The organism is Cytobacillus spartinae (genome assembly GCF_042865285.1).
Classification (GTDB): domain Bacteria; phylum Bacillota; class Bacilli; order Bacillales; family Cytobacillaceae; genus Robertmurraya_A; species Robertmurraya_A spartinae.
In genome coordinates this window covers 24,194-42,978 of record NZ_JBIACK010000006.1, presented here as the reverse complement: position 1 = coordinate 42,978, position 18,785 = coordinate 24,194, and the positions used below count along the sequence as shown (strand labels likewise).

The window sequence follows — 18,785 nt, the reverse complement described above, 5'->3', positions numbered from 1 at the left end:
CTCAGGTGCGAAAGGGGCTCCTTATGGAAACGAGAAAGGTTTTAGCGGCGATAAGTTATTTTAGTGTCTTATTTGCGGGTATTATAGTTCCACTCATTATTATGTTAGTAGCAGAGGATCAGGAAGTGAGAGATCATTCTAAGAAGGCTTTACTTTCACATTTAATTCCTTTGATTCCTGTTCCAATTATTCTTATTTCAGCTTTTGTACATTTTGATTCTAATCAAAACACCTTCCCAATCTTTTTCTTTTTTGGAGTAGGTGCAACAGTCATTCTTAGTTTAATTGTTTTGATTTGGAATATTGTCAAAGGGATTAAAGTATTAAGCGAGAGATAAATGAACGGGGGTATTACCATGAATGAGGAGAAAAAACGAATTTTAAAAATGGTTGAAGAGGGGAAACTTACTGTTGATGAAGCCTTAGTTTTGTTAGAAGAACTTGAGAAATCAAGTAAAACGATGAAGCAAAAAGAAGAAGAAATAATCGGAGAACTTTCAACCGTCGTTAATTTTGATGATACGAAAAAAGAAGATTATTCAAATAGCCAAAAGTTTCAATCCGTAAAGGATAAATTATTTGATTTTGTTGACTCAGCACTAAAAAAAATCAAGGACCTTGACTTAGACCTTAACTTTGCTCAATCTGTTGAGATCTCCCATGTGTTCCAGCAGGCTGATGTATATTTAAAGGATATGGATGTTGATATCGCGAATGGATCGGTCAAAATAATCCCATGGGATCAAAATGACGTTAGAGTAGAATGCGAAGCAAAGGTTCATCGAGTTGAAACACAAGATGAAGCTCGGAGCTCTTTCCTAAAGGATGTTACATTTGCAGTAGAAGGGCAAAAGCTTCGTTTTATTGTTCAACAGAAATGGATGAAGGTTAACGCAGTGATCTATGTTCCTCAGAGTACGTATGAAACGGTAAGAATTCGTTTGTTTAATGGTGCCATTTCTAGTGAAAACTTAAATATAAACAAGTATAGAGTAAAAACAGCAAACGGCAAAATCAGTTTGAAGAAAATTACTAGTAAGAGTGTAGAAGCTGAAACAGCCAATGGACATATTGAGGTTAGGTCAGGAAAAATTGATGACTTTGAGGCAGAAACCATCAATGGAGCTATAAAGGTAGATGGGAGCTTCAAGAAGCTTGATGTTCAAACCTTCCATGGAAGTATTGTCTGTTCGGTTGAGGATCCTTATTGTGAAAGAATCGAAGCCAAAGCGACGACAGGGAATGTAAAGCTTTATGTTCCAGAATCAGCAGCCATTAGTGGGCAGTTAAAGTCCAATTTAGGTGGATTTGATCTGGATCTTTCAGGAGTTCAAGTGACTGATGAGAAGAATGATGTTGTACAGAAATTTGTGCGATTCCATTCTGTAAAGCCTAGTGAATTAGTAACAAAATTAGATGCTGAAACAAAAACAGGATCCATTGCGATTAAACAAGTCAAATAGCGTTTTATGAAGTAAAGGGTGTTTATTATGAGATGGTTGATCGGAATCATTATTAATGCAGTCCTTTTTGTTGCACTAGCGGGGTTCTTCGAAAATTCCTTTTATATTGAGGGCTTTGGTGCAGCATTAGGAGCAAGTTTTGTATTGGCTATATTGAATATACTTGTGAAACCAATTCTAGTTATATTAACACTACCAGTAACATTGCTTACACTTGGGTTGTTTCTATTTGTCATTAACGCCATCACGCTTCTCCTAACAGATGCAATCATTGGGGCGGCGTTTGAAATCCAAGGATTTGGAATGGCGGTTTTGATATCCATCATTATGTCGATAGCAAATTTAATTATTCAGAAGGTTGTTTTTGAGGAAAAAGAGAAATAGTTTATGAAAAAAGGATCCAGCTGGATCCTTTTTATTTATATATGTTCTTAGTGGGGTATTAATGGCCATTCTCGCTAGGAGCATTTTCATGCATGTCTCCTATATACTATTCAATTATTCTTAGATCCTTTAATGCCTCTAATGTGGTATAGAAAACAGACTGATTATATAAGAGATTATTTAGCTCGCCTAAATCACTAAAAACCAATTCATCTGTATTTATATCATATATTTCAATGTGAAAATCACCATTTATGAGAGTATTGCCTTTTTCGTCTATTAACTCTCCAAAAGCTGTCATGTATACAGTGTATACCTCATTTTCAATCATTCTAACTGAATAATGTTCTGAGGAGATGAACTGTTTACCTTGATCCAAATAACTTGTGTAGAGCGAAACATTAACTATTTCCTGGTCTAAATTAAGGTTTTCTATACGATTTAAAAATTCTTCCTCTGATATTTCGTAGGAAAAACTACCGTTATTGTAAGAATTAAAGTACTGATCAATATTGATAGCAAATGTATTGATTTCAACTAACTTTTCATTGTTATCCCAATTGACTTTAGCACCAAACGATTCCGAAATAAAACGGAGAGGAACCATAGTTCGATTATTAATAATTTGAGCAGGAGTATCCAATTTTACATAAGCACCATTAGCTGATGCATGGACGCTCCCAAGTTGCAATTTAATTACTTTGTTATCCCTAACCACAGTAACTGTCTTAGTTTTGGACTCCCAAGAGACCTCAGCACCTAACTCCTCATATATTTTTCGAAATGGAACGAGAGTCCTTCCGTTTTGTATTACAGGCTGCTGATCAAATTCAACTGGTTCTCCGTCTAAGAGCACCGTTATATTGGTTGAAGCTGCCGAAGAGTTTTGGACACTACTGAACCATAGTGAAAAAAATAATAGAAAGTATAAAAGCGTTCTAATATATTTCATCCCTATCACCCTGGAAAGTTTTGAGATAATTATATTAAATTGGAGTGAAAATAAATAGGGAAACTTTCAATGTTATGCATGGTAATTATTTCAATTAATGATTTGTGGCCAAAGAGTAAAAGTATTTATAACTTACTAATTTTCTATATAGTTAAATCACTAAAGTGTACCTTTGCATCCCTTTGTAACCCATACTGTTTTTCTAATGCTTGTACAATTGCATTCGCGCAAGTTTTCTGAAACTCATCAGAACGAAGGAGCTTTACTTCTTCTTTGTTAGTCATAAATCCACATTCTACTAAGACAGCTGTCATATTTGTTTTTCGTAATACATGAAAATCCGCAGCCTTTACACCTCTGTTTTTCAACTTAGTATTTTCGATTAACCTTCTCTGTACATTCTCCGCTAACTCGAGAGCCTCGGTTGGTCTTGAACAATGTACAAATGTTTCAATTCCATTAGCAGTACTCCATCCGCCTGAACCATGGGCATTCGCATGTATGGAAACATAGCAATCAACTTGTAATTGATTGGCGTAATCTGTTCTTTCCACAAGCGGGACGTCTCGTTTATCAGAATGTGCGAAATACACTGTTACATTCTCAAAATCTCCTAACATATCTCTTATAAAACAAGCAACCTCTCGATTAAACTCATACTCACGAAACCCATCAGGACTCCTCTTACCAGGCGTGTTGTACCCATGACCAGCATCTAGCATGATTTTCATCATATTCCTCCTTAAAAATAGTAACTTTGTCTTTATAATACGTTTTACTATTTAGAAAGGGACAGGGTTTAATATAGGAAAAAATAATGATCAAGCTAATCGGTCAATGAAATTAAGAATTGCTCCAAGTTCGGACAGGAGGAGAAGAAAAAAGCTATGAAGAGTCAGAAGTTGCTTCAAGTTCGGACAGGAGAAGAAGGAAAAAGCCGTGAAGAGTTAGAAGTTGCATCAAGTTCGGACAGGAGGAGAAGAAAAAGGCTTCGAACAGTCAGAAGTTACTCCAAGTTCGGACAGGACAAGAAGGAAAAGGCTGTGAAGAGTCAGAAGTTATTCCGAGTTCTGACAAGAGAAGGAGAAAAAAGGCTGTGAAGAGTCAGAAGTTACTCTAAGTTCTGACAGGAGAAGGAGAATAAAGGCTGTGAAGAGTCAGAAGTTGTTTCAGGTTCAGACAGGAGGAGAAGAAAAAAGCTGTGAAGAGTCAGAAGTTACTCTAAGTTCTGACAGGAGAAGGAGAATAAAGGCTGTGAAGAGTCAGAAGTTACTCCAAGTTTGGACAGGAGAAGGAGAAAATAAAGGCTGTGAAGAGTTAGAAGTTGCTTCAAGTTCGGACAGGAGAAGTAGAAAAAGGCTGTGAACAGTTAGAAGTTGCTTCAGGTTCGGACAGGAGGAGGGGTGGAGGATTAAGAGAATATAATAATTGTATAAAAAGAAAAAGGGTTCATTTTATTCACTCTTGGCTACTATGTTTTCAGCTACGATAAACATTAGAAAAGAGGAATAATAAGGACCCAAATACATTTTAACCTAAATATTGCCATTTAAACGTGTCTATCATGAAATTAGAACCTTGGCTCTTTGATTAACGATCTAACAGAAGATAAAAAAAGTACAAACAGCTAGAAGGGCCCAACCTACCACCTACAAAAACAGCGTACCACTCACATAAGGACTGGTACGCTTCTCACATATTTATATAGATTAAACCAACTATCTCTTCATCTTATGAACAAACTTATATCGATCAGCCCGATAAATCGATTTTACATACTCAAAAGGGGTCCCATCATCAAGAATAGATGTTTGCGATATCACCAAAACAGGAGCACCTTTTTCAATTTGCAGATGGGCTGTATCCTGCTGCTTGGCGCTCGCAGCCTCAATTTCTTGAGTGGCCTCACTAATTTTTAGGGATAAGTCATTTTCAATGTAATTATAAAGGGAGCGATTTAAAATCTCCTCTGATAACCCTTTAATTAAGTTAGCTGGTAAATAGGTTGTTTCTATCGCAATCGGTGAATCGTCAGCAATTCGAATTCTTTTAATCTCATAGACTGGGGTATGTTCTTGAAGATTTAGAATGCTCGCTACTTTTCCATTCGCCGGTATGATATGAAAGGTTAACAGCTTGTTCTTAGGCGTCAATCCTCTTTCTATCATATCCTCGGTAAAACTAGTTACAGCTTGAAGCTTTTGTTCGACTTTTCGTCTATTAACAAAAGTTCCACGGCCTTTTTCCCGATACAAATACCCGTCGTTTACAAGATTATTGATGGCTTGTCTAACCGTCATTCTACTGATCTCAAATCTCTCTGCCAGCTCTCGCTCAGATGGAATGGTTGTATCAAAAGGGTAGGTCCCGTTTTCGATTTGTCCTCGAATATATTCCTCTAGTTGATGGTAGATAGGGATTGGAGAGTACTTATCGATCATAGGAAAGTCTCTCTTTCTCTACCAGTTGTAGTGCTTCTTCATCCGCAATAATCGTGACTTGGTCATGATGTTTTAAAGCAGATGCTGGGAACTGCTCATTTGCTTCATCCTCTAGCAATTTTTTAATCGCTTCTGCCTTAGAACTTCCAGATGCTAAAAGAAGAATCTCTTTACTGTCTAAAATCGTAGAAATTCCAACTGTAATCGCTTTTGTTGGAACGTCCTCATAACTAGTAAAAAAACGTGCGTTTGCCATACGAGTACTTTCCGCAAGGTCGACGATTTGCGTCCTACTTTTAAAAGAAGTACCGGGTTCATTAAAGCCGATATGCCCGTTTCGTCCAATTCCAAGGATCTGTAAATCAACGCCTCCCAAATTCTTAATAAGTTTTTCATACCTCTTACATTCTACGTCTAAGTTCTCCGCAACCCCTGATGGTAGAAAGGTTTGATTTTTAGGGATATTAAGATGGTTAAATAGGTGCTGTTTCATAAAAAAGTGGTAACTGTTTTCGTCCGTCTCTGGAAGCCCAACATACTCATCTAGATTTACTGTTCTTACTTCTTCATAATTCGTAGCTTTCTGCTGGTGGTCATCCACCATATATTTATATACGCCTCTAGGGGTACTCCCTGTTGCTAATCCTAAAACAGTACCTGGATTGGAGCGGACTTTTTCAATAATGATTTTAGCAGCCTCAAGTCCCATTTCCTCATAATTCGCTGTCTTAATAATTTTCATCTTTGATCAGCTCCTTCTCATATGCCTTTATTCCTCGACAGAGCGTTAACGTTACGTCTAATTCCTTGTTCAATACGACAAGATCAGCGTCTTTCCCAATCTCGATACTCCCTTTACGGTCATAAATATTCAGCTGTTTGGCTGGATTGACAGTCACAAGTTGGATTGCTTCAACAAGAGAGATATTGGTGTAATCTACGATATTTTGTACAGCTTGTTTCATTTTTAAAATACTCCCAGCAAGTGTTCCATCTGAAAGCAGGGCCTTGCCGTCCTTAACGGTTACTGGTTGCCCACCAAGTTCGTATTCTCCACTCTTTAAACACTTTGCCCGCATGGAATCTGTAACCAGAATCGTTCCGTCTACCCCTTTAGATTGAAGGGCAAGTCTAACTATTTGGGGATCAATGTGGATTCCATCAACGATCATTTCAATTATTAATTCTTTAAAAAGAAGGGCAGAACCTGCAACACCTGGCTCGCGGTGATGAATGCCCCGCATGCCATTAAATAGATGGGTAACATGAGATGCACCAGCTTCTACAGCCCTCTCCACTTGTTCATAAGTTGCGTCCGAATGTCCAATAGAAGAGATGACTTGAGTGCTTGAAAGATATTCAATCAATTCAATGCCATTTTCAACCTCTGGTGCCAGGGTAACAAGTTTGATTAAACCATCTGCTTCCTCTTGCCACTTTTTAAAAAGGTTAATGTTGGGCGCGGTGATCTCATTTTTCGGTTGTGCACCGGCTTTTTTTACATTGATAAAGGGTCCCTCTAGATGAACACCTAAAATTTCAGCTTTACCTGGGGAATTAGCAGCATTACAATAGTTAGCTACATTTTTAAGAGCGGTCGAAATGCTTTCTTCTCCCTGGGTGATGGTTGTAGCTAGAAAGCTAGTCGTTCCTTCCGCGGGTAGAGTGGTAGCCATTGTCGATAAAGCGTCCATCGTTCCGTCCATCGTATCAGCGCCACCAACCCCGTGAATATGAACATCAATAAACCCGGGTGCAATGGTATCTTCATCGCTCAAATGAATGACTTGGACTTCCTCTTGTAGGCTTGGAAGATTGGCTAGAGTCCCAAAACTCTTAATCTTATCGTTTTCAATATATACATAGCCATGTTCAATGACTTCTTTTTCAATGATTACTTTGGCGTTTCTCAAGAGAAGACGTATCATATGGTTCATCTCCTTTTCCTTATGTCACTTTAATTATATTCATTTAATATATAGTTGTCTAGACCAGTTAAGTAATCAAAATCTTATTAAAAATATAAGCTCCTGAAATTTGGATATTTAATAAAAAATGCTAAAATAAAGTGTATGTTTGAAGTGTGAACATTTTATACTTTTTAAGAGTCGCCATCATTCAGTGACTTTAACCGTTTTTTATGATAAATATTAAAGACAAGTCAATATTTATTAGGAGTATTTCGGTAGATTACTTTTCAATTTCATATTTACATGTAAAAGCCTTATACATAAGGAGGAGCTTGATTTGCCAAAAGTACGAACTAAAGACGTAATAGAAAAATTTGATCTTGAGCTGATGAGTGGGGAGGAAGGGGTTAACCGACCAATCACAACAAGTGATATATCAAGGCCCGGGATTGAAATGGCAGGATTCTTCGATTATTATCCAGCAGAGCGGATTCAGCTCCTAGGGAAAACTGAGCTTACTTTTATTGAAAAGTTAAGTGATGTTGATCGTAAAACAAGGCTAGAGCTTCTTTGCACAGATATCACACCAGGGATTATTGTAACGAGAGATATGGAAATTCCTGTGGAACTACTCGAAGCCGCAGAAAGAGAAGCAGTACCTGTTATGCGATCGAAGCAAAAAACAACTCGTTTTTCTAGTAGATTGACGAACTTTCTTGAAAGTAAGCTCGCCCCAACTACAGCCGTTCATGGTGTGTTAATTGATATATATGGAGTAGGGGTTTTGATTACAGGAAAAAGTGGTGTTGGTAAAAGTGAGACTGCACTGGAGTTAGTTAAACGCGGTCACCGCCTAGTTGCCGATGATTGTGTGGAAATTCGCCAGGAAGATGAGGACACATTAATTGGGAACTCGCCCGAGCTTATCGAGCATCTCCTTGAAATTCGCGGACTAGGAATCATTAACGTCATGACCCTGTTTGGTGCTGGTGCTGTTCGTAGTTACAAAAAGATTTCTTTAGTCATCAGCCTTGAACTTTGGGACCAGAACAAGCAGTACGATCGCTTAGGACTGGATGAAGAAAAGGTCAAAATCATCGACACCGATCTTACAAAAATTACTGTACCAGTTCGTCCTGGGCGAAACTTGGCGGTCATTATAGAAGTAGCTGCAATGAACTTCCGTTTAAAAAGAATGGGTGTTAACGCTGCTGAACAATTCAGTAACCGTCTCTCAGATGTTATTGAAGATGGAGATCATGAGGATAAATAATTTTCAATTCGATCTGGGTTGTTTAAAAAATAAAACGGCCCAGTGAATGCTTCAGAATGATGCATTGTCTGTTTTTAATTCGCGGTTCGCAGAGAGTTTTCCGCGTTTTAATTGGATAATTCCGCGGTTATCACAAATAATTTCGCGTTTATATCTTATTATTCCGCGAATGCATTAAAATCTCATCGCACAAAGTTAGTCAATTTTTATTTGAAGGAGAGATACCATGTTAGGATCGATACAACCCATAGATCGAGTTGCCTTTAATCTTGGCCCCATTCCGGTTCATTGGTATGGAGTCATTATAGGAACAGGGCTTGCTCTTGCTCTTATTCTAGCAATGAGAGAAGGTGAGAAACGAGGCTTGGATAAGGAAGTATTTGCTGATTTGATGCTATGGGCAATCCCAATAGCCATTATCTCAGCTCGTATTTATTACGTCATTTTTCAGTGGGATTACTTTTCACAAAACCCTGGTGACATCATTAAGATTTGGAACGGGGGAATCGCCATACACGGGGCTCTCATAGGCTCAGTCGTAACAGCCTATGTATTTACGAAAAAAAGAGGCCTTTCTTTTTGGAAGGTTGCTGACATAGCTGCTCCAAGTATTATTCTCGGTCAAGCAATCGGAAGATGGGGAAATTTTATTAATCAAGAAGCACACGGTGGGGAAGTGACTCGTGAGTTTTTAGAGGGGCTATTTTTACCTGAGTTTATTATCAATCAAATGTATATCAACGGAACATACTATCACCCAACCTTCTTATATGAATCTGTTTGGAATTTCATGGGCTTCTTTATTTTACTAGCATTAAGAAGAGTGAATTTACGTAGAGGTGAACTGTTCTTAACGTATGTCATATGGTATTCCATCGGTCGTTTCTTTGTCGAAGGCTTACGCACAGATAGCCTCATGCTAACAGAAACGCTAAGAATCGCACAGACGATTTCCATCGCATTAATTATTGGTGCTGTTGCTCTATTAATTTTTAGAAGAATGAAGGGTCTTGCTGAAACACGCTATTTAGACAAAAGTGCTTAATTTAGCAGTATTTATAAAAAATTGGCCACGAATGATGGACCGATTAACGATTAAAGGGAGATAGAGAAATGTTACTTCGTTCAGCAAAAGAGGGTTCATTGGTTGGCTTACGAACTACGTGGGCATTAGGGAAAATCATTTTTCCAGTCGCCCTGATTGTTGCATTGCTTCAACACACTCCGATTTTACCGTGGTTAATTAAGTTGATTGAGCCTTTTATGGGGATTTTCGGACTATCAGGAGACGCTGCGATTCCACTTGTAATAGGAAACTTTCTTAATCTCTATGCTGCCATTGGAGCTATTTTAACAATTGACTTAACAGTAAAAGAAGTGTTTATCATCGCGGTTATGCTTTCCTTCTCTCACAACATGCTTGTAGAATCAAGCGTAGCAGTGAAGGTTGGCGTGAAGCTTTGGATCGCGCTTGTTGTAAGAATCGGGCTTGCCATCGTTTCTGGGATTGTTATTAATCTTGTTTGGCAAGGTGGAGGAGAGAAGGCAAAGTACGGTTTTATTCCACCAAAAGAAGAAGAAGTAACGGGCGTATGGAACATTATTTTCGATTCCGTTCAGACGGCAAGCATTGGGATATTCCAATTAGCTATTATCGTGATTCCACTTATGATCGCAATCCAAATTTTAAAGGATTTAAAATGGCTTGCTGTTTTTTCAAGATGGATGGCACCCATTACAAGAGCACTTGGAATGAAAGAAAATACATCTACGACTCTAGCTGCTGGACTTTTATTTGGTCTTGCGTACGGGGCAGGTGTAATGATTCAAGCGGTAAAAGAAGATGGAGTGAGCAAAAAAGATGTGACGATTGCGTTTATCTTTTTAGCAGCCTGTCACGCCGTTGTTGAAGATACCCTTATTTTTGTACCTTTAGGAATTCCAGTTTTACCACTGTTGCTGATCCGTCTAGCAATGGCCATTATTTTAACAGTTGTCGTCGCTGTTGTGTGGAACAGAGTTGAACTAGGAAAAAGAAAGGAAGCAACGTATGAACACTAATCTTACAACCATTCTATTTGACTTAGATGGAACATTAATTGATACAAATGAACTTATTATAAATTCATTCCTTCATACTCTAGACCATTACTATCCAAACCAATACAAAAGAGAAGACGTTCTTCCGTTTATCGGCCCGACTCTTAAAGAGACGTTTGGAAGTATGGACCAGGATAAAATGGATGAGATGATCCGCACATACAGAGAATTTAACTTAACGAACCACGATTTACTTGTGAAAGAGTACGAGGGAGTTTTAGAAACAATCCAAGCCTTAAAAGAAGCAGGTTTTAAGATTGGAATTGTCACTTCAAAAATCTCAGATGTGGTCATGAAGGGATTAAAGCTCACAAAGCTTGATCCGTACTTTGAAGTGGTCGTAGCTCTTGATCACGTAGAAAAAGCAAAGCCAGATCCAGGTCCCATTTTTATGGCACTAGAAAAATTGAATTCAACTCCTGAAGAAGCAATGATGGTTGGGGACAATTATCATGATATTCTAGCAGGGAAAAATGCTGGGGTAAAAACAGCTGGAGTTGCTTGGTCCGTAAAAGGTAGAGAGCATCTCGAAAGCTATCATCCTGATTACATGCTAGAAAATATGAGAGACCTACTTGGAATTCTCGGAGTGGAAAAAGGATGAGGAACACCACTCGTTATCCCGTTGAGGGAGGTAACTCTTTATGGCACGTCTACAAAACCGTGCCTTTTTCAAAAGTTGTTAAAAATTTCATTGTAATACAGTTAGCTCGCTACACTCCTTTCTTGAGTATGAAAAACTGGCTGTACCGAACTTTTTTAAAAATGAAAGTAGGCGACCAGACATCTTTTGCACTTATGGTCATGCTTGATGTCATGTTCCCCGAAAAAATAAGTGTCGGACGCAATACAGTAATCGGTTATAATACAACAATTTTAGCTCACGAGTACTTGATTAAAGAGTACCGCCTAGGCGATGTGAAAATCGGCAGCGAAGTAATGATCGGTGCGAACACAACCATTTTGCCAGGAGTGACCATCGGAGACGGAGCGTTTGTTTCAGCCGGGACCCTTGTACATAAAGATGTACCAGCAGGAGCGTTCGTTGGTGGAAATCCGATGAAAGTGATCTATACAAAGGAAGAGCTTGCAAAACGATGGGAAAATGACCCTATCTACGGTAAAAGTGGTACTCCATTAACTTAGGTTAGTGGAGTTTTTTTCTTTTAATGAAGGTTTTGTTGGGCAAAGTAGCAAAATAATAATAGTTGGGTTTAGTTTTTTGCAGAGTTAACACATATATTTGCGAAAAATTCCTATTTATTTGCAGATTCTATTATTATATTTGCATACTAGACCAATTTATTTGCAAATGTCACATCCTCGTCACAACTTCATGGAAAAGGATGCAGCATGTCCCGAAAAATTAGGTGCAACATGCATAGATATGCTTATGGTTTTTGGTTGACGAATGGAAAAAGTCACGTTAAACTACAAATATACTTCAATTTGCTAACATATTAGCGAACTAAAGGATTCGGAATTTTTTAGTCAGTAGAGGTGAAAGAAATGAGTCGCTTATTTATGTTTGAAAAGCCATTAGGCATGCGAGATACATTACCTGACTTATATGAAACAAAAAGTCGAGTTCGTACAGAGATTGGTGAAGAAATGAAGAAGTGGGGCTATCAGTTTATTGAGACTCCGACTCTTGAATATTATGAAACCATTGGAGCTGCATCAGCTATCCTTGATCAACAGCTTTTTAAATTATTAGATCAACAGGGGCATACGCTTGTACTACGTCCGGATATGACGGCACCAATTGCTCGTGTGGCAGCATCTAAGCTGTTACAAGAAGATTTACCTTTAAGATTGGCATATTCAGCAAATGTGTACCGTGCTCAACAACGTGAGGGTGGAAGACCGGCAGAGTTTGAACAAATTGGTGTGGAATGCATTGCAGATGAAACGATCAGCGCAGATGCTGAAGTTATTGCACTTATGATTTCTACTTTAACAGCTGCAGGTTTGAATAACTTCCAAATTTCAGTTGGACATATCGGATTTGTCCAACAGTTATTTTTACAAATATTAGGGACGGAAGAACGGGCAAACGCTCTAACAAAGTTCTTATATGAGAAAAATTATGTAGGATACCGTGAGCATGTTAAAAACCTAGCATTATCGTCAATTGACAAACAGCGCCTTCTTGAGTTTTTAAAATTAAGAGGTGGCGAAGAAGTCATTGAGTGGGCGTTAAAAATTATCGAGAATGAACAAGGGAAAGAAGCTATTCTTCAACTAAAACAATTATGGGATATCGTTGTTGATTATGGAGAGGAATCTAGATTAAAGTTTGACCTTACTCTAGTTAGCCATATGAGCTATTACACAGGAATTTTATTTGAAGTTTACGCAGACCAAGTAGGTTTTCCGATTGGGAACGGGGGAAGATACAATTTTCTACTTCAAAAATTCGGTAAAGATACAGCAGCAACTGGATTTGCTTTAAGATTAGATCGTCTGTTAGAAGCGTTAGGACAAATCGAAAAAACGGCTCCAACCCATTGCATTATTTTTAGCGAGGAAAGACGCCAAGAAGCGTTTAAGGTAGCAAAGGAAAAGCGTGCAAAAGGGATTAGGACGGTTCTTCAAGATATTAATGGGGTAAAAAATGTAGATGCTTGCACTAGTCAATATGAAGATATCGTGTACTTAATCGGAAAAGCAGGAAGGGGGCAAGCCTAATGCAAGATTTCATTACGATTGCGATGCCAAAAGGTCGTATTTTTGAAGAAGCTGCAGATCTGCTTCGAGAAGCAGGCTATCGCTTGCCACCTGAATTCGAAGATTCACGTAAACTGATTATTGATGTAGAGGAAGAGCGGTTTCGATTCATTTTAGCAAAGCCGATGGATGTTCCTACATATGTAGAACACGGGGTTGCCGACTTAGGGATAGCAGGGAAAGACGTCATGCTTGAAGAAGAAAGAGATGTATACGAACTATTGGATTTGAAAATTAGTGAATGCTATCTAGCAGTAGCAGGACTTCCAAATACAAAAATGAATGATGTAGCACCAAAAGTGGCGACTAAATATCCGAACGTAGCTGCTGCCTACTTCCGTGAGCAAGGTGAGCAGGTAGAAATCATCAAGCTAAACGGCTCCATCGAGCTTGCTCCGATCATTGGGTTATCCGATCGAATTGTTGATATTGTTTCTACGGGGAGAACGCTAGTTGAGAATGGACTAGTTGAATATGAGCGTATCGTCGATATCACATCAAGGCTGATCGTAAATCCAGTAAGCTACCGAATGAAAGATGAAAGAATCAGCGATCTTGTCGATCGATTGACTGAGGTCATAAAAGGTAGTGTTTCGAGGTAGTTTGTAGATAAAGGACTCATTTTTGTAGATAAAGCCTAGAAAATTGTTTAAAAACGATAGGGATTTGTTGATAAATCAAAAAAATTTGTAGTTAAACAGCTAAAATTTGTAGATATAGCATAGAAAGCTATTCTTAACAGTAGAGTTAAAGGCTCCGTCCATATATATAGTGAATGTTTTGATCATGAAAGGATGATTATGGTGATAATCCAGAAAGTGAGTGACGCTGTTTCGATTAAAAGATCAGTTGAAAGTGGAACCGAGGAGCAGCGTTCAGTCGTAAAGGCGATAATTGATGATGTCCGAACTAGAGGAGACGAAGCGGTTAAAGAGTATACTGAAAAATTTGACCGTACCTCTTTATCTTCTTATCTCGTTTCAGCTGAGGAGGTAGAGGAAGCTTACGAACGTGTCGATGCTGAATTAGTTGACATAATCCGTGAAGCGGCGGCGAATATTCAATCCTTTCATGAAAAACAATTACACAACTCTTGGATGACGACAGAAAAGAACGGAACGATCCTAGGTCAAAAAATTACGCCACTGGATTCTGTAGGGGTGTATGTACCAGGAGGACTTGCAGCATATCCTTCTTCCGTTCTGATGAATGTTTTACCAGCAAAGGTGGCAGGGGTAGAACGAATCGTGATGGTCTCTCCACCAGGTCAAAACGGAAAGCTTCCTGCTGCAGTTTTAGTAGCTGCTAAAGAGGCCGGTGTAAAAGAAATTTACAAGGTTGGTGGAGCGCAAGCGATTGCAGCTCTTGCTTACGGAACAGACACCATCAAGCCTGTTGATAAGATTGTTGGACCAGGAAATATATATGTAGCACTTGCGAAGAGAGAAGTATTCGGTGATGTTGATATTGATATGATTGCTGGACCGAGTGAGATTGCCATTTTAGCAGACAGCACAGCTAGAGCCAATGAGGTTGCAGCCGACTTACTATCACAAGCGGAGCACGATGAAAGAGCGTGCAGTGTACTAGTAACGACGTCTGAAACGCTAGCTGAAGAAGTTGCAAGTGAAGTGTTGAGGCAGCTTGAGGAATTACCGCGGAAGGAGATTGCGTCTAAATCTATACAAGACTTTGGGGCAATCTATGTAGCAAACTCCATGGACGAGGCAATCAACACGATTAACCAACTGGCTCCTGAACATTTAGAGATCATCGTTGAAAATGCAATGGGCTATATCGGACAAATTAAACATGCTGGTGCTATTTTTATCGGCCGATTTAGTCCAGAGCCAGTAGGGGATTACTTTGCCGGACCAAATCACGTGTTGCCAACAAACGGAACTGCACGTTTTTCAAGTCCACTAAATGTAGAAGACTTTCAGAAAAAATCTAGCCTTATTGTCTATAGCGAGCAGGCATTAAGAGAAAATAAAGATAAGATAGCAGCATTTGCTAGACTAGAAGGGCTTGAGGCTCACGCTAGAGCGGTAGAAGAAAGGTTTAAGTCTTAAGGGACAAGGGGACAGGTACCGCGTCCCAGCACAATAAGTTGGGACAGTGGACCTGTCCCCCCGTCCCAAAATAATAACCACACGGAGGAACCCACAATGACCAGAACTTCCAGCATTAGTCGCAAAACAAATGAAACGAATATCGAACTAGCATTAAATATAGATGGGGAAGGGAAATCAAATCTTGAAACAGGTGTCCCATTTTTAACTCACATGCTCGATTTATTTACTAAGCATGGACAATTTGACTTAACGGTTAATGCCCAAGGTGATACGGAAGTGGATGATCACCATACAACGGAGGATATCGGGATTTGTCTTGGACATGTATTAAAAGAAGCACTTGGTGATAAAAAAGGGATTAAAAGATACGGTAATGCTTTCGTGCCTATGGATGAAGCGTTAGCGCAGGTAGTCGTTGATTTAAGCAATCGTCCTCACTTAGAAATGCGTGCGGAATTCCCAAGTCAAAAGGTAGGTACATTTGATACTGAGCTTGTTCATGAGTTTCTATGGAAACTGGCATTAGAGGCTCGTATGAACCTTCATGTCATCGTTCACTATGGTCAAAATACGCATCACATCATTGAAGCGATTTTTAAAGCACTAGCAAGAGCTTTAGACGAAGCAACAACAATTGATCCAAGAATCAAAGGGGTTCCATCTACGAAAGGGATGTTATAAATGATCGGGATTATAGATTATGGAATGGGGAACCTGTTCAGTGTAAGTAAAGCACTTGAACGATTAGGAGTCCCATACTTCATTTCGAATGATAAAGAAAAGTTAATGAGCGCAGATGGACTGCTACTGCCTGGAGTGGGATCTTTTAAGGATGCAATGGAGCGACTGAATGAGGATGGCCTAACGAACATGATTAAGGAGTATGTTGGTCAAGGTAAGCCACTTCTAGGAATCTGTTTAGGGATGCAGCTCTTGTTTGAACAAAGTGAAGAAAATGGCCTAACAAAAGGTTTATCCCTTTTACCAGGGGAGGTAAAACGATTCTCAGGTATAACAAAGGATGGCCAGTCTTACAAAGTCCCACACATGGGTTGGAACAAACTTAGTTTCTCACAATCTTCGCCAATCACAGCAAATATTGATGAGGATTTTGTCTACTTTGTTCACTCTTATTATGTAGACACACAAGACAGTGAAGTTGTCATCGCAAGTGCTGAATACGACGTACAGGTACCAGCCGTTGTAGGAAGGGGAAATGTATTCGGAATGCAATTCCACCCGGAAAAAAGCAGCAAGCTTGGTATGGAGCTACTTCGTAATTTTACCAAGCTAATAGAAGAAAGGGTGACCATATCATGAGTTTTACAATCTATCCAGCCATCGACATGAGAGGTGGCAAATGCGTTCGCCTTCTGCAAGGGGACTATGATAAAGAAACCGTCTATGGTGACTCTCCATTTGATATGGCAAAAAGCTTTGCAGAGGCGGGTGCAACGTGGATTCATATGGTTGACTTAGATGGGGCAAAGGATGGAAAACGCGTCAATGATACATATGTCATCCAAGCTGCTAAAGAGTTGAATGCAAAGGTTCAAATTGGTGGTGGAATTCGTACGGAAGACGATATTCTTCATTACTTAGAAAATGGCATCGATCGTGTCATTATTGGTAGTATTGCGGTTTCAAACCCTGAATTTGCGATTGAAATGATTCAGAAGTACGGTTCAAAAATTGCGGTCGGAATAGATGCAAAGGATGGTTATGTAGCGACTCATGGCTGGCTAAATACTTCAGAAATGAAAGCTGTTGATTTAGGAAAAAGATTTGCAGACGCTGGCGCTGAAACATTTATTTTTACTGATATTGCAACGGACGGAATGCTATCTGGACCCAATCTACAAGCGGTAGAGCTAATGGCGACTGAGACTGGTAAAGAAGTCATTGCTTCTGGTGGAGTTAGCTCGTTAGCTGATTTAGATGCATTAAAAGAGTTAGTAGATAAAGGTGTTCTAGGGGCAATCGTTGGGAAAGCGATTTACGAAGGTCGATTCTCTGTGGAAGAAGCACTAAAAAAGGTGGGTCAATAATATGCTAACAAAAAGAATTATTCCCTGCCTTGATGTGAAAGACGGTCGGGTTGTAAAAGGAATCCAATTTGTACAACTTCGCGACGCGGGAGACCCTGTTGAACTCGCGCGTTTTTACGATGAGCAGGGTGCAGATGAGTTAGTGTTTCTTGATATTTCAGCTTCGCATGAGGGACGTAAAACAATGGTTGAGGTAGTAAAAGCTGTTGCTTCAGAGCTAGCCATTCCTTTTACAGTTGGCGGTGGAATTAACGCGCTAGACGATATGAAACGTATTCTCAGAGCAGGAGCAGATAAAGTTTCTCTAAATACGGCAGCTGTTAACAATCCAGAGTTAATTACTGAAGGAGCTAACTTCTTCGGTACTCAGTGTATTGTTGTAGCTATTGATGCTAAGTACGATGAGGAGTTAGGAACCTGGAGAGTGTACACACACGGAGGCCGTACACCAACAGAACTTAAAGTGATTGAGTGGGCGAAGGAAGCAGTTAAACGTGGAGCAGGGGAAATTCTGTTAACAAGTATGGATAGTGACGGCGAGAAAAAAGGCTTTGATATTGAGTTAACTAGAGCCGTTAGTGAGGTTGTTTCAGTTCCAGTTATTGCTTCAGGTGGAGCCGGAAACGCAGAACATTTTGCAGATGCTTTTATTAACGGAAAAGCAGATGCAGCATTAGCCGCTTCAATCTTTCATTACAAAGAAACATCTGTTGAAGAAGTGAAATCATTTTTAAAAGAAAAAGAGGTGAACGTCCGATGACCATTGAAAAAATTAGATTTGATGAAAAAGGATTAATTCCTGCCATCGTTCAGGATTCGGTAACGAAGGAAGTTTTAACCCTTGCTTATATGAATAAAGAGTCATTGGAGAAATCTCTTGAAACTCGTGAAACGTGGTTTTACAGTCGCTCAAGACAGGAGTTATGGCATAAAGGTGCTACGAGTGGCAATACTCAGAAAATCGTTGATATGAAATATGACTGCGATCAAGATTCACTAGTTGTTTTAGTAGAGCCTGCTGGTCCAGCTTGTCATACTGGTACAACAAGTTGCTTTACGGAAAGCTTTTTTGAGGCTACAGGGTCTACAACCAGCAGCTTATCAGACTATCAAATTTTAAAATCATTAGAAGAAGTGATAAAAAAGCGTGAGCTAGAAAGACCTGAGGGAGCTTATACAACTTACTTATTTGAAAAAGGCGTCGATAAGATATTGAAAAAAGTAGGGGAAGAAGCATCTGAAGTCATCATTGCAGCAAAAAACCGTGATGGCGAAGAACTAAAGTGGGAAGCGGCTGATCTTCTTTATCACTTACTTGTATTACTAGAAGAACAAAAGCTACCATTTAAAGAGGTTTTGAAAGTTTTGAAGAAGCGTCATGAGGGTGGAGAGAAGAAATAGTTAGAAGG

23 protein-coding genes are annotated in these 18,785 nt (G+C 39.2%); 18 read left to right on the top strand and 5 right to left on the bottom strand.

Going from position 1 to position 18,785, the window contains the following annotated elements:
- Positions 1–23 precede the first annotated feature (23 nt).
- The 3 genes from ACFYKX_RS13430 to ACFYKX_RS13420 are packed head-to-tail and all read left to right on the top strand — an operon-like array spanning position 24 to position 1,847.
- A complete protein-coding gene (locus ACFYKX_RS13430; protein WP_389361571.1) occupies positions 24–338 on the top strand; it encodes a DUF4870 domain-containing protein in 315 nt (104 codons plus the stop codon).
- An 18-nt stretch (positions 339–356) separates the two neighbouring features.
- On the top strand, positions 357–1,463 hold the full coding sequence (locus ACFYKX_RS13425) for a DUF4097 family beta strand repeat-containing protein (protein ID WP_389361570.1): 1,107 nt from the start codon (positions 357–359) through the stop codon (positions 1,461–1,463).
- A gap of 27 nt (positions 1,464–1,490) precedes the next feature.
- Entirely contained in the window at positions 1,491–1,847 is a 357-nt protein-coding gene (locus ACFYKX_RS13420; protein ID WP_389361569.1) for a phage holin family protein, read from the top strand.
- Positions 1,848–1,953: 106 nt separating this feature from the next.
- On the opposite strand, the gene ACFYKX_RS13415 is transcribed toward ACFYKX_RS13420, so the two are convergent.
- Together ACFYKX_RS13415 and ACFYKX_RS13410 are read right to left on the bottom strand one after the other, a co-directional pair.
- Positions 1,954–2,799, bottom strand: a complete 846-nt coding sequence (locus ACFYKX_RS13415) for a copper amine oxidase N-terminal domain-containing protein (RefSeq protein ID WP_389361568.1) — start codon at positions 2,797–2,799, stop codon at positions 1,954–1,956.
- Between the two features lie 143 nt (positions 2,800–2,942).
- On the bottom strand, positions 2,943–3,530 hold the full coding sequence (locus ACFYKX_RS13410) for an N-acetylmuramoyl-L-alanine amidase (protein ID WP_389361567.1): 588 nt from the start codon (positions 3,528–3,530) through the stop codon (positions 2,943–2,945).
- 156 nt (positions 3,531–3,686) lie between these two features.
- On the opposite strand from ACFYKX_RS13410, the gene ACFYKX_RS13405 reads away from it, so the two are divergent.
- A complete protein-coding gene (locus ACFYKX_RS13405) occupies positions 3,687–3,899 on the top strand; it encodes a hypothetical protein (RefSeq protein WP_389361566.1) in 213 nt (70 codons plus the stop codon).
- A 49-nt stretch (positions 3,900–3,948) separates the two neighbouring features.
- Positions 3,949–4,164, top strand: a complete 216-nt coding sequence (locus tag ACFYKX_RS13400) for a hypothetical protein (RefSeq protein ID WP_389361565.1) — start codon at positions 3,949–3,951, stop codon at positions 4,162–4,164.
- Between the two features lie 353 nt (positions 4,165–4,517).
- Here the strand turns inward: ACFYKX_RS13400 and phnF are convergent, their stop codons facing one another.
- Genes phnF through nagA form a run of 3 tightly spaced genes read right to left on the bottom strand, consistent with a single transcriptional unit; the run spans position 4,518 to position 7,168 of the window.
- The gene (gene phnF, locus ACFYKX_RS13395; protein WP_389361564.1) at positions 4,518–5,240 is read right to left on the bottom strand and encodes a phosphonate metabolism transcriptional regulator PhnF; all 723 of its coding nucleotides are present in this window, start codon (positions 5,238–5,240) and stop codon (positions 4,518–4,520) included.
- On the bottom strand, positions 5,230–5,982 hold the full coding sequence (nagB, locus tag ACFYKX_RS13390; protein WP_389361563.1) for a glucosamine-6-phosphate deaminase: 753 nt from the start codon (positions 5,980–5,982) through the stop codon (positions 5,230–5,232). The genes phnF and nagB overlap by 11 nt, the downstream gene beginning before the upstream one ends.
- Positions 5,969–7,168, bottom strand: a complete 1,200-nt coding sequence (gene nagA / locus ACFYKX_RS13385; RefSeq protein ID WP_389361562.1) for an N-acetylglucosamine-6-phosphate deacetylase — start codon at positions 7,166–7,168, stop codon at positions 5,969–5,971. The genes nagB and nagA overlap by 14 nt, the downstream gene beginning before the upstream one ends.
- 319 nt (positions 7,169–7,487) lie before the next feature.
- Between nagA and hprK the strand changes: the two genes are divergently transcribed.
- From hprK to hisIE, 13 genes are all read left to right on the top strand, one after another.
- Entirely contained in the window at positions 7,488–8,423 is a 936-nt protein-coding gene (gene hprK, locus ACFYKX_RS13380) for an HPr(Ser) kinase/phosphatase (RefSeq protein ID WP_389361561.1), read from the top strand.
- A 226-nt stretch (positions 8,424–8,649) separates the two neighbouring features.
- Positions 8,650–9,468 carry a prolipoprotein diacylglyceryl transferase gene (gene lgt, locus ACFYKX_RS13375; RefSeq protein ID WP_389361560.1) on the top strand — a complete coding sequence of 273 codons (819 nt, stop codon included), beginning with the start codon at positions 8,650–8,652 and terminating at the stop codon, positions 9,466–9,468.
- Between the two features lie 68 nt (positions 9,469–9,536).
- The gene (locus ACFYKX_RS13370) at positions 9,537–10,484 is read left to right on the top strand and encodes a nucleoside recognition domain-containing protein (protein ID WP_389361559.1); all 948 of its coding nucleotides are present in this window, start codon (positions 9,537–9,539) and stop codon (positions 10,482–10,484) included.
- The gene (gene ppaX, locus ACFYKX_RS13365) at positions 10,474–11,127 is read left to right on the top strand and encodes a pyrophosphatase PpaX (protein ID WP_389361558.1); all 654 of its coding nucleotides are present in this window, start codon (positions 10,474–10,476) and stop codon (positions 11,125–11,127) included. The genes ACFYKX_RS13370 and ppaX overlap by 11 nt, the downstream gene beginning before the upstream one ends.
- Entirely contained in the window at positions 11,124–11,669 is a 546-nt protein-coding gene (locus ACFYKX_RS13360; protein WP_389361557.1) for an acyltransferase, read from the top strand. The genes ppaX and ACFYKX_RS13360 overlap by 4 nt, the downstream gene beginning before the upstream one ends.
- 363 nt (positions 11,670–12,032) lie before the next feature.
- On the top strand, positions 12,033–13,214 hold the full coding sequence (locus ACFYKX_RS13355) for an ATP phosphoribosyltransferase regulatory subunit (protein WP_389361556.1): 1,182 nt from the start codon (positions 12,033–12,035) through the stop codon (positions 13,212–13,214).
- The gene (hisG, locus tag ACFYKX_RS13350; protein WP_389361555.1) at positions 13,214–13,855 is read left to right on the top strand and encodes an ATP phosphoribosyltransferase; all 642 of its coding nucleotides are present in this window, start codon (positions 13,214–13,216) and stop codon (positions 13,853–13,855) included. The genes ACFYKX_RS13355 and hisG overlap by 1 nt, the downstream gene beginning before the upstream one ends.
- A gap of 201 nt (positions 13,856–14,056) precedes the next feature.
- Complete coding sequence (gene hisD / locus ACFYKX_RS13345) at positions 14,057–15,325, top strand: histidinol dehydrogenase (protein ID WP_389361554.1); 1,269 nt, start codon at positions 14,057–14,059, stop codon at positions 15,323–15,325.
- A gap of 96 nt (positions 15,326–15,421) precedes the next feature.
- Entirely contained in the window at positions 15,422–16,009 is a 588-nt protein-coding gene (gene hisB, locus ACFYKX_RS13340) for an imidazoleglycerol-phosphate dehydratase HisB (RefSeq protein ID WP_389361553.1), read from the top strand.
- Positions 16,010–16,648 (top strand): imidazole glycerol phosphate synthase subunit HisH, encoded by a 639-nt coding sequence (hisH, locus tag ACFYKX_RS13335; protein WP_389361552.1) that lies wholly within the window; start codon positions 16,010–16,012, stop codon positions 16,646–16,648. It begins immediately after the preceding gene.
- Positions 16,645–17,376 (top strand): 1-(5-phosphoribosyl)-5-[(5-phosphoribosylamino)methylideneamino]imidazole-4-carboxamide isomerase, encoded by a 732-nt coding sequence (gene hisA, locus ACFYKX_RS13330; protein ID WP_389361551.1) that lies wholly within the window; start codon positions 16,645–16,647, stop codon positions 17,374–17,376. Before hisH ends, hisA begins: the two co-directional genes overlap by 4 nt.
- Position 17,377: 1 nt before the next feature.
- Positions 17,378–18,136 carry an imidazole glycerol phosphate synthase subunit HisF gene (gene hisF, locus ACFYKX_RS13325; RefSeq protein ID WP_389361550.1) on the top strand — a complete coding sequence of 253 codons (759 nt, stop codon included), beginning with the start codon at positions 17,378–17,380 and terminating at the stop codon, positions 18,134–18,136.
- Complete coding sequence (gene hisIE, locus ACFYKX_RS13320) at positions 18,133–18,777, top strand: bifunctional phosphoribosyl-AMP cyclohydrolase/phosphoribosyl-ATP diphosphatase HisIE (RefSeq protein WP_389361549.1); 645 nt, start codon at positions 18,133–18,135, stop codon at positions 18,775–18,777. Before hisF ends, hisIE begins: the two co-directional genes overlap by 4 nt.
- The last annotated feature ends 8 nt before the right edge of the window (positions 18,778–18,785 follow it).